Raw genomic sequence first — 11355 nt, forward strand, 5'->3', positions numbered from 1 at the left:
ATTCCTCCTCCTGAATTTTAGAAATTTAGAGTTGAGTTCGAGCCTTACTTCCCGTTATGGACGTGGTCATTCCTTGCGGTTACATGACTTCCACCCCCTTAAAATGCTCTACGGTTTCACATTCTCTTTTTAAAATTCGCTGCTATATTTTGATACCGCATCTAAATTGACTTCAATTCCCAGTCCGGGATTATGGGGAACCGGCAGTTTTCCTTTTTGCAAGGTGATCGGTGTTGTTAAAAGTTCATCTCGGAGAGGATTAGGGTTTCGATCATACTCGACGATCGGTTCATTTTGCAGCGGAACGGGATGTGCCGTATGCGGACTTGGCGGGATCGATGCCAATACATGAAGCGCCGCTGCCAGGGCGATTCCCGACCCCCATACATGGGGGATGACCGTTACGCCAAAGCTGGAGGCCAGTGCCTGTATTTTCATCCATTCGGAAAAACCTCCGGAAACGCAAATATCCGGTTGGGCTATATCTACACAGCCCCCTACAAATAAATCCCGGAAACCAAATCGGGTAAACTCGCACTCACCTCCTGCAATGGCAATGCTTGTTGAAGATCTGACCTCGCGGTAACCCGCCCGGTCCTCCGGCACCACGGGTTCTTCCAACCACCTGACATTAAATTTTTCAAGTTCCTTCGCCATTTTCACTGCCGTAAAAACATTATAGGCATGGTTGCAATCCACCAATAGGCAAGTGTCGGGTCCGATGGCCTCTCTAATGGTTCTCACCCGCTCTATATCCTCTTCTATGGACAACAAGCCTACTTTCATTTTTAAAATCTGAAATCCCGCGTCCACGTAAGAACGAGCTTCTTCAGCCAACTTGGGCAGTGATGCCTTGTAATTGAGAACATCCTCGCCTCTGTAGTAGCAGCCTGTGGCATAGGCCGTTATGCTTTTCCGAAACGGGCCTCCAATCAAGTTATGTACCGGTTGATGCAGCATCTGGCCATAGATATCCCATAAAGCGATATCTATTGCGCTTAACGCTTCAATATACGTTCCTTTTTGTCCGAAATCCCGCGTATCTGCATAATGCTGTTCCCAAATTTTCATCGGATTTTGCAGCTCTTGATTGATTAATTTGGGTGCCAAGACGTGTTTAACAACAGCTGCGACGGGTTCGGGAGGACCGTATTGCCCTCCCTCCCCCCACCCCACGAGCCCATCGTCCGTCTCTACTTTTACGATGAAACTGTTTCTCTCCGGAAAAGAGCACTGGGAAGAGTAAAAACGTTCATTACCCAACGGCGTTCGCAATATATACGTTTGGATACTTTTTATTTTCATATCGTTCCTCCTCACAAAGTTGGGGGTTCATTCCATATTTCCCAAAACCTTCTGGTTGCCCGCCACGTCAAGGACTAGCTCATGCAATTGGTTTCCCAACTCAAAGGACTGCTCCTTGTTTCCGCTTTCAGGTTCTTGAGCGGCCTTCTCCAGTGCCTCCTGCAGCAAGTCTATCGTTTGATCATTCATTACACTTGCCGCAATTCCGGCGCTTAACATAATCATAATATTATGTATACAATGATGTTGAAATTCGTTATATAATTCGACATTTACTGAATATCGTATGGTTCATATTCAAAGTGTATACTGCAATATTCGTTTTCATGACTCAAATTGGATTTCATTGTATACAATCATGTCAACGCTTCCAATTTAACACAGCTTTTAAAATTAATCAACATCTTTTTCAAAATTTAGCAATAGGGTTCCGATTACGGGCAGGCATGAAGTAAAAGCCGTTTGTTTGGTGGCGGAACGATCCCAAGTGAATCATTCTTCACTTGGGACGTCATTTTAGTCGCTGCCCACCAATCCGTTTATTTACGTTTTGTGCCAAGCGCCCAGTCTACATAAGCTTCTCTCATATCCACATTATCTTTATCAACAATAACCGTCGGAACATTCTGAATCTTATCAATAGAGAAGCCCAGAACTTGGTGCATAAAAACAGATTTAATTAATTCACGCCCCATATCAACCGTACCGACATCAACAGTAGCTGTCAGCTTCCCTTGACGGATCGACTCAAAACCGGACTTCAGGCCGTCCGCACCGATAACCATAATGCCTTCCTTGCCATCCCACAGCTTTAGACCGCGTCCTTCGACGGCCTGCACGGCGCCCAGAGCCATTTCCTCATTCTCTCCATAGATTAAATCGACATTCGAATGTGCTTGCAGCAGGTTCTCGGCAGCCTGCATCCCTTTGTCCCGAACGTAATCACCGCGTTGTTCTCCTACGATTTTCATATCGGGATACTTTGAAATCGCCTCCAAGAAACCATTTTTACGTGAAGTAGCAAAGTAACCGGGTAAACCCCATACCAACAAAATATCGCCTTTTCCGCCTAACTTTTCAGCTGCATATTGACCTACAAGATACCCTGCCTGGTAATGATTGTTGTAACTGATTACCGAGACCGCCTTCAAATCGTTTTCATCCCACATTTCAGCCGGCATATTAAACAAATAAATCATGGTTCCCTGTTTCATCGCCTTCTCATAGACGGCGTTCATAGAATCAAAATCACCGGTAGTACAAACAAATATGGCATCAAATCCTAGTGACGTCCAGTTTTCGATGGTTGCCACTTGCGACTCTACCGACTGAAAATTACCCGGTGCTGCCATCTGAAACTCGAATTTCACGCCAAATCGGTCACTTAATTCATTCATCATCGTATTGGCGGCATGTTCAAAAATGTCATAATGCTCGGAAGCGGCTGGCGGTGAAAATCCGATTTTAAGTGTAGTCCCGTTTGCTGCTTCTCTCACAAATTGTTCAAAATGGCTGTCTCCCCACTGATAAACGCTGCCAGATGGCAGACTGTAATTCTCTTGAGGCGCAGAAGAATTGTCGCAACCTGACACTGTCAAAATGGCAAATAAAGATAAAAATAAAATACTCCATCTCAATTTTTTGAACGACATAAGATAGACCTGCCTCCTTCATTTTAATGGAATTTTTTCTGTACAGCTTCACACGTCCCCGCTCACTTTCTTAGAAATATCAAGGATTAAACGTTTTTTGTCTCTTTGTCTCACCCCCTTTCAGCTTTCACTTTGTCTTTGAAGTAACCGGCCAAAATCGGTACGGATACCGCAAGAAGAATAATGAAGCCTATAACTATGGTCTCCCAATACGGATTCACATTGTTAAGATTCATGGCATTTTTGATCATAAATAAAATAATGGCCCCGAGCGCAGTTCCGATTAAGGTTCCTTTCCCGCCGGCTAATGCCGTTCCTCCGATGATCGCAGCAGCAATAGCCTCCAACTCGTAGCCCTTGCCCATTTCAGGATTTACCGTGGTAAGACGCGAAGCCAGAAGAACACCTGCTATTGAGGCGGTAAGCCCGGATAGTGCATAGACCTTAATGCGCAGCCTATCGACCTTGATGCCCGATATACGAACCGCCTCTTCACTGCTTCCCAGAGCCAGAATATGGCGGCCAAATTTCATTTTCCGATATACGATTAGGAGCGCGATAAGCAGAACAATCGCTACAATCACAGGAAACTGCACGCCAAAAATGCGTCCCGAGCCAAGAAATTGAAAACCGTTGGTCATATATGAACGGAAAGGAATGGCTCCAGTCCAAACGTATAAGATACCTCGCAGAATAATCATCATGGCTAACGTAGCCATAAAAGGAGATATATTTAATTTAGTAATGGTAAGCCCGTTTACGGCACCTATGAATACCCCAAGGATTAAGGCCGTTGCAACCGCTATGACAACATGAACATCCTGTTTAAGCAACCATGCAGCCATTCCACCGCATATACCGCATATAGATCCAACCGATAAATCAATACCGCCCGTTGAAAGGACAAAGGTCATGCCAAAAGCCAATATCATGACGAATGAAGCCTGCTGCAGCACGTTGAAAAGATTCGTATGAGTTAAAAATTTTTCCGAGAAAAACGACATCGCTATTATGATTACTCCCAGGACTATGAAGAGGCCCAGGAGATGCCGGTCGATTTTTAGGGAAAACCCGAAGGCGTGTTGCCTGCCCATCATTTCCAAACCCTTATTTTCCAATGTCACACCCTCCTCTTGACGTATCTTTATTTTCGACGGTATGGCTCATATCAGTTTTTGGCGGCTAAATAACGTTCAATCGTTACTGCAATAATAATGATTAGCCCGGTAATGATTAAACGATAAAACTGGTTCACGGAAAGAAGATCCAAACCGTTGGATACAAGTCCAAGGATTAAAGCGCCAATCGCCACCCCAACCACACTTGCCTTGCCGCCAAACAAACTTGTGCCGCCAATGACGGCTGCAGCGATCGCATTCAGCTCATATTCTGAGCCCATTAATGGCTGCACAGACGTTAGACGTGAAGTCAGAAGGATACCGGCTGCTGCTGCGAGCAATCCCGAAATGGCATACACACTGATTTTGATTCTATCCGTGGACACACCGGATAAGCGTGCTGCTTCTGTATTGGAGCCTGTGGCTATAACAAGGCGTCCGTAACTGGTAGATTTGAAGATAAAATACAATACCAGAAAAATGACCAATGTGATTAAGACCGGCATCGGAATTCCCAGCACTTTTCCTTGAGCAAGAAAGGCAAACTCCGGAGTGACAAAATTACGAATGGGTTCATCTTTCGTGAGCAGGAATAACAGTCCCCGTGCGATATATAGCATGGCAAAGGTCACCAAAAAGGCCGAAACCCCCAATTTAGTGATGATGAGCCCATTGATGGTCCCAATGAGTAAACCTACAAATAATCCTGCCGAGATGGCGATCCACATGGTTGAGCCACTCATCATTAACCATCCGGTAACTCCGCCAGCGAGTCCAAGCACCGACCCGACAGATAAATCAATGCCGCCCGTTGAAAGCACAAATACGGTTCCAAAAGCAACCAGCATAACGAATAACGATTGCACCAATACGTTTAATAAATTTCCGACCGTCAGGAAGTTTGGCGCCGTCACGGCCAAAAACAGAAATAACAGGACGAGGATAACGGATACGCCAACCCCGTCGCGTGTCATAAGGATAAAAAAACGATTTTTAGAATAAGCTGCTTTATAGGAATGGGTTAAAATTTTAGGATTCATCATCATTTATGTCCTCCTGAAGCGTAGTACATTATGTTCTCCTCTGTAGCTTCCTCACGTGAAAATTCATGTACAAATTCTCCTTTATGCATTACATAGATCCGGTCGGAGAGTCCCATAAGCTCAGGCAGGTCGGAGGAAACCATAAGTATTCCTCCCCCATTACGTACAAACTCTGCCATTAAATGATAAACCTCGACCTTTGCGCCTACATCAATTCCTACCGTCGGTTCGTCAAAAATCAACACTTTGGGCTTGGTGAAGAGCCATTTAGCCAGAATGACTTTTTGCTGGTTGCCGCCACTTAAGAACCTTACGTTTTGATGCACAGAAGGGGTCTTAATGCCTAAACGTTTTACATAATCCGATGCGATATCTAATTCTGCTTTTTTCTTTAAAATAAACTTTTTTGAAAGAATTTGTTTCATCGAAGCGAGGGTTATATTTTTGCTGACTGACATTTCGATTAACGCCCCATGCAATTTCCGGTTTTCCGGGAGCAAGCCGATACCGGCACGAATGGCATCACGCGGAGACTGAATTCGAATGGGTTTCCCATTGACTTCTATGGTTCCTGAACGGATTGGATCAGCACCTGCAACTGCCCGAACGGTTTCCGTTCGTCCTGAACCGGCAAGCCCGGCAATCCCTACAATTTCTCCTTCTTTCACATGGAAACGGATATTTTTTAAAACCCCTGGCTGGTTTACATCTGTCACTCGCAAAACTTCTTTGCCGATTGGAACGGTTTCTTTTGCAATGAAATTCGATATCTCACGCCCTACCATCATGGAAACGAGCCGGTCAACATCGGTCTCTTCGGCATTCACTGTTGCTATGTGCCTTCCGTCACGCATGACATGAAAGCGGTCGGCCAGCAAGAACAGCTCTTTGAGATGATGGGATACATAAATGATCGATACGCCTTGTTCCTTTAGGGCACGAATAAAGTCGAATAAAACTTCGCGTTCGTGTTCGGCAAGAGCAGCTGTTGGTTCATCCATAATGACGACAGAGGCCTTGACAGAAAGTGCTTTCGTAATCTCGATAACGCGATTTTTCAGAGCGCCAAGCTCGGCTACCGGCCGTTTCAAATCCTCTACGGTAGAGAAGAAATTCCGGTAAAGCTTCTCCGTTTCCCGGTACATTTCTTTTTCATTTAGAATTTCCACTGCACCGCCGAGATACGAGTTATAAATTTCCCGTCCGAGATATACATTCTCCACTGCAGTTAAATGAGGGGCTAGCGTCGGCTCTTGAAATATGGTACTAATCCCAAGTTCTTGAGCATGTCTGGCATCTTGTATTTCTACAGATTTCCCCCGAACCCGGATTTCCCCGCTATCCTTGCGATATAAACCCGATAAAATCTTTATCAAAGTAGACTTGCCGGCACCATTTTCTCCTACCAGCGCCAGCACTTCGCCCTTTCGCACTTCGAGCGAAACGTTTTCAAGCGCCTTCACACCGGGAAATTCCTTGGTAATTCCGGTCATCGAAATAAGCACGTCATCATCTTCTACTCCCATTTGCGATCCTCCGTTCCTATAAATTCCCGGGCAGTTGAAGCTGTTAAGCATAACAAAAGTTCATCTTCTTTCATCTAAAAGAGTCCCGGTCTTATTGGGACAAGAATAAGGCCAAGACTCTTTTTTTGCTGCATCAAAAACGATATTGAAATAAAATTTAAGGGGTACTCATTTCAAGCTCTTCGATGGCCAGGAGCGCCGCTTGCGCACATTCGGCGTCTTGATCTGCCGTACCGCCCGAAACTCCAATCCCCCCTACCAATTGCTCCTCGATATATATGGGGCAGCCCCCTCCAAAAATCGTCATTCTGTCGGCGTGTACAAGTCCATGCAATAATGAAGGGGTGTCTTTAATGATCGGGTACCAATCCGCTGTAGGGATGCCAAAGCCAACGGCTGTATAAGCTTTGTTTTGGGCAAGTTGACTGGGAATAAGCTGGGCTCCATCCATTTTTATGTATCCTGCTAAATTCCCGCCGTCATCCAGAATAGCAACGCATATTTGTATATCCAGCTCTTTCGCTTTGTCCATGGCATAATTTAACATTTTACTCACTACTTCTTGCGGCAAAATCGTTTTTTTCGGTATGGACATCGATTTCAATCCTTTCGTTATGGTTATAGATTAAAAAGATCAAAGCCATTTGATAGGTAGTAGATGAGATTGCATTAGTTTACCCGATCTGCGAGGACGGATAAAGCTCGTGTACCTTAGGGTCGTGGGCCGGCAGTACGATCGCGTCCATCCCGCGTATCAGATCCATAGCGGCAACCACATTTTCGAAGTTATAGTAGTAACCGATGGGAATGTCGGCTTCGAGGTTCTCGTACATATAGATTTCGTCGCCGGGGATGATGACGATTCCCTGAGCGGTCTCGACGGTCACCATCTGGTGGCCGGGGCTGTGGCCGCCGGTCCAGATCACCCGGATGCCCGGCAGTACCTCCACTTCGCCGTCGACTAGCTCAAGGCGCTCCCACGCCTCGTTCGCCAGCCAGCCGAACGCCTCGCGCGGGAAACCAACCCGGGGAGCGTAACGCTTGTTTTCGGGCATAAGAACATAGAGCCACTCGCGACGGTTGAGGATGATGCGAGCATTCGGGAAAAGGCGGGCATTGATGTAATGGTCAAAATGCAGATGCGTCAGGATCAGCGTATCCACGTCCTCTGGCGCCACGCTGGCTTGTCGCAGCAGCGCTTCCGTCGTACGGCTTGGAGCGGAAACGCAGCGCCTTATTTGCTCTTCGGTCAGGTAGCCTTCTAAATTGTCTATGCCGGTATCGATGAGAATCGTGTGTCCTCTGCCTTGGACAAGAAAGAAATTTTGCACGATCTTGACCGGATCGTGTCGACCGAAGGCGTGCAGGTAGATCACGGTTCCCGGCGCGACCCACTCCCCGTTGTTCAAGATGGTCACGGTGTACATGAGCTCTGTTCACCCTTTCTGCTGTTTTGCGACCCTTTTACGAGTATCGGCCTCGGCTAACGAGTCGGTAAAATTCTCTTCCGCGTCGGCTGCCGGCTCTGCCAAACCCGGACGCTCAGAAGGCGTGCTCACGGGTCTTTCATCCGCTCTTCCCGCCCGGTCACCGTACGTGTCAACCCGACAGCAGGAGGGCGAGGGCGAGTTATTCAGTGAGCATGGACCGACTGTCGAGAAGTACTCTGCCGAGAACCTCGCCTTCCCTATACCCGCTAAACTCTCACACCACCGTTGCCAATGACGTTAAGCTATGATCGAACCTTTTCGAACACGGTACTGACTGCGCTAGTTCAAAAACCCGGTGCATCCGCATTGCCGGGTGTGACCTTCTGCGACAGGATGTGGGAATGACGCCTCTTGATGTACTCGGCGCAGCGGACGGCAAGCGCCTGCAAGGTACTGGTCGGATTGACGGCGGCGCTGGTCGGCAGCGAACTGGCGTCGACGATGAACAGGTTAGGTACGTCCCAGGTCTGATTGTATTTGTTGGTTACCGAATCTTCCGGCGTATTTCCCATCCGGCAGGTGCCCATAATGTGCCATCCTGGCGGTGGTTTCGTAACGCCTGTAACCCCCGTACTGCTTGAATCGGTTAGGCCGCCGGCGGCCTCGGCAGCCTCGCGCGCCCTTTGCCTGCCGAACGCGATGAGTCGTGCGTCGTTTTCGGGCAGCTTGTAGTGCAAGTGCGGCGCGGGAAGCCCGCTTGAATCGGTGACTTTGGGGTCCAGCGTGACCCTGTTTGTTTTTACCGGGAGATCCTCTCCCTGCACATAGACAAGCACATGCCGACCAAAGTGTTCGTTGAAAAATTTCCGGTGATCCGCCCCCCACGGCGCAAGATAACCACTCGTCGTTCCCATCGCCGTGTAGGCTGAACCGTTTGCCCGCCCGACTTGCAATGAGAATCCGTTGACAAAGTTATGATTTGGATTCGTGTCGTAGAACTCCTGACTGTACAGGGACGCTGGTTCGGGGCCCTTGAAATCTTCTATGGGCTCGTCGAACCAAAAATCTTCGAAAGCCCAGCTGTGGAACATGAGGTGCGTGCCTACAAGTCCGTTGCTGTTCGCCAAACCGTCCGGGTGTCCGTTCTGGGCGGACATCAGGAGCAAGCGGGGGGTACCGACGGCATTCGCACACATCACGACGATGTCGGCACGAACCTCGTGCCGCTCGCCGGTGATCCGGTTGATGTAAGTCGCGCCAGTAGCACGCCCGTCTTTGCCAACGTTAATCCGCTCAACCCGCGCGTTGGTGCGCAGATCGACACCGTTTCGGATGGCCTTGGGCCAGTAAGTGACATCAGTAGAGCCGATCGAGCCGCGCGGGCACCCGCTTAAGCAGGGTCCGCACGCATTGCAGGGGAGACGGCCGTCTTTATGCCGGGTCAGGATAGCGTAGTCTGCCGGCCACCAGTGCCACCCGAGTTTCCCAAACGCCTTTGCCATCTTCAAGCCGAGCTTTCCCGGGGGGATAGGAGGACCATATCCCTTCAGCTTTTTGGGATTCCCCAGGTCGCCGACTACACGCGCCACCCCGAGCTCCGCGTCATTGATATTGTAGAACGGCTCCAGTTCCTCGTAGCTGATTGGCCAGTCGATCGTTCCTTCCAGCCCGTGCTCCGTCCCCTTACGAAAGTCAACCGGTTTGAAACGCGGCCAAGCGCCCGCGAAGTGTCTGGTTGAGCCGCCAACAGCGTTAAATACATACGGAGTTGCGTTGCCCGTGGTCGGATAGTCCTCCGGAAGCCTGCGCTTGTTCGGGTCGAAATCCCAACCTCGTTTCCTCTCGATCTCCCATTCGTGGTGGAAATGCGGGTGGTCGAGCGGGTGTACCCAATCGCCCTGCTCCAGGCACATGACTTTGATCCCTGCGTCGCTCAGCCGTTTGCTGACTGCGCCACCGGCCGCGCCCGCGCCGATTACCAGCACGTTCGTTTCTACATGTTTCGCCATTTTGATCCCTCCTCCAGAGTCATTTATTCCGACATGCTCGTTCTACTCACCATTTCATAACGACGGATTAACCTCAACAAACGGGATGGCCTTTACCTTGGCAAAATCGGCAGGCTGGAGCCAGAAGGGTTCTATCCGCTCACGGCCAAGGATGACATGCGTCTCATGCTTGTTTTCATTAGGGGCCAATGCAACCCGGTATCTATTTTTCTTCATTACAGGAAGGCTTGGAATACTCCTCACTTGATGGTGGCTTGCCCCCTGCAGCTCCCGGCTGATCCGGAGTCCGGACGTTCACATACTTGACATCTTCTGTCCGGATATACGAGCCTTTTACTTGCGAGAACAACGATTCATCCCACGGTTCGATCACGTCCAAATAGCCGTAGGGCTGCGGAGAGCTCCGGTAATCACGGCCTGCCTCGAGATTCTCGTTTATTGCCTTCGTGACCTCGGGCCGCGAGTAGTACCCATAGTAGACCAGATCTCTGAACTGCGAGAAGAAGGTTGGCGACTCCTGCTCGATACGTTTGAGAATTTCGACCTGCATGGCCGCGTCTGCCTGGAGAAAGTCTCCGCCGAGCTTATCCAATTCTGCCTTGAAGTTATCCTCCCCGGCGAAAGGAAACCATTTAGGCTCCTCGCCGCTCGGCGTGATGTAGCGCGCGATAAAGCGCACTATCCCGACTTCGCTGGGCCAAGGAAACCCCTCGCCGCCGGGAATGATTCGATCAGCCGCCGCATTCAGGACCGCCACTTGCACCTCCGTGAACTCGATCAGCTTCACAAAACCGCCTAGACGCGGCTTGAGCGGGGCGAATTGTTCCTGTGGCTCCTTCGTTGGTCCAACATTTGTATTTCCTAGTTCCTCCTCGGGAAAAGACAAAGACGACACGCTAACTCCTCCCTCCAAATGCTAGAGTTACTTGTGTCACCATCCCCGCGAAAGGGATGGTTCTCGCTGCGCCCCCATCGATTTCGCCGGTGATGGTGATCATCTTCGGTCAATCTTCAACTGTTATTTCACAGCTGCGCCCACTGCTTGGTACCAGTCCTCGTCTCGGTTCATCGCAGCCACGTGCGCCGTCCTGCGTACCAGCTTAGACGCTGCTGCTCACCGACGCCCGTTCCAGGTACTTGACGATTTTATCAACTTTCATTATCAAACCATAAGACCGTTGCCGTTCCCCGTCCGGGTGAGCATTACGCTCTCTGGTATTTGCCGGGCTTCTTGGCAGCTTCCAGCCTTTCGAAGAGCTCCCCGCTTGTGAT

12 protein-coding genes are annotated in these 11355 nt (G+C 49.2%); all 12 read right to left on the bottom strand.

What is annotated here, in order from left to right:
• Positions 1–129: 129 nt before the first annotated feature.
• The 12 genes from BLT35_RS25390 to BLT35_RS25430 all read right to left on the bottom strand — a co-directional run bounded on the left by BLT35_RS25390 (position 130) and on the right by BLT35_RS25430 (position 10978).
• Positions 130–1305, bottom strand: coding sequence for a mandelate racemase/muconate lactonizing enzyme family protein (locus tag BLT35_RS25390; protein WP_074730151.1), 1176 nt, complete (start codon positions 1303–1305; stop codon positions 130–132).
• Between the two features lie 27 nt (positions 1306–1332).
• Complete coding sequence (locus BLT35_RS26665) at positions 1333–1530, bottom strand: FCD domain-containing protein (RefSeq protein ID WP_139170879.1); 198 nt, start codon at positions 1528–1530, stop codon at positions 1333–1335.
• Positions 1531–1844: 314 nt separating this feature from the next.
• Positions 1845–2957 (bottom strand): sugar ABC transporter substrate-binding protein, encoded by a 1113-nt coding sequence (locus BLT35_RS25395; RefSeq protein WP_062408310.1) that lies wholly within the window; start codon positions 2955–2957, stop codon positions 1845–1847.
• A gap of 110 nt (positions 2958–3067) precedes the next feature.
• Complete coding sequence (locus BLT35_RS25400; protein WP_083351422.1) at positions 3068–4075, bottom strand: ABC transporter permease; 1008 nt, start codon at positions 4073–4075, stop codon at positions 3068–3070.
• A gap of 50 nt (positions 4076–4125) precedes the next feature.
• Positions 4126–5121, bottom strand: coding sequence for an ABC transporter permease (locus tag BLT35_RS25405; RefSeq protein ID WP_083351423.1), 996 nt, complete (start codon positions 5119–5121; stop codon positions 4126–4128).
• Positions 5118–6644 carry a sugar ABC transporter ATP-binding protein gene (locus BLT35_RS25410; RefSeq protein ID WP_062408307.1) on the bottom strand — a complete coding sequence of 509 codons (1527 nt, stop codon included), beginning with the start codon at positions 6642–6644 and terminating at the stop codon, positions 5118–5120. Before BLT35_RS25410 ends, BLT35_RS25405 begins: the two co-directional genes overlap by 4 nt.
• 157 nt (positions 6645–6801) lie before the next feature.
• Positions 6802–7239, bottom strand: coding sequence for a GlcG/HbpS family heme-binding protein (locus BLT35_RS25415; RefSeq protein ID WP_062408306.1), 438 nt, complete (start codon positions 7237–7239; stop codon positions 6802–6804).
• Positions 7240–7318: 79 nt separating this feature from the next.
• The gene (locus BLT35_RS25420; RefSeq protein WP_074730152.1) at positions 7319–8071 is read right to left on the bottom strand and encodes an N-acyl homoserine lactonase family protein; all 753 of its coding nucleotides are present in this window, start codon (positions 8069–8071) and stop codon (positions 7319–7321) included.
• Positions 8072–8080: 9 nt separating this feature from the next.
• Entirely contained in the window at positions 8081–8203 is a 123-nt protein-coding gene (locus BLT35_RS27845) for a hypothetical protein (RefSeq protein WP_302848201.1), read from the bottom strand.
• Between the two features lie 215 nt (positions 8204–8418).
• Complete coding sequence (locus BLT35_RS25425) at positions 8419–10083, bottom strand: GMC family oxidoreductase (protein ID WP_074730153.1); 1665 nt, start codon at positions 10081–10083, stop codon at positions 8419–8421.
• Between the two features lie 54 nt (positions 10084–10137).
• Positions 10138–10299 carry a hypothetical protein gene (locus BLT35_RS27265; RefSeq protein ID WP_175472068.1) on the bottom strand — a complete coding sequence of 54 codons (162 nt, stop codon included), beginning with the start codon at positions 10297–10299 and terminating at the stop codon, positions 10138–10140.
• Positions 10286–10978, bottom strand: coding sequence for a gluconate 2-dehydrogenase subunit 3 family protein (locus tag BLT35_RS25430; protein ID WP_074730154.1), 693 nt, complete (start codon positions 10976–10978; stop codon positions 10286–10288). The genes BLT35_RS27265 and BLT35_RS25430 overlap by 14 nt, the downstream gene beginning before the upstream one ends.
• Positions 10979–11355: the final 377 nt, after the last annotated feature.

The organism is Paenibacillus naphthalenovorans, assembly GCF_900099895.1.
GTDB lineage: Bacteria > Bacillota > Bacilli > Paenibacillales > NBRC-103111 > Paenibacillus_G > Paenibacillus_G naphthalenovorans.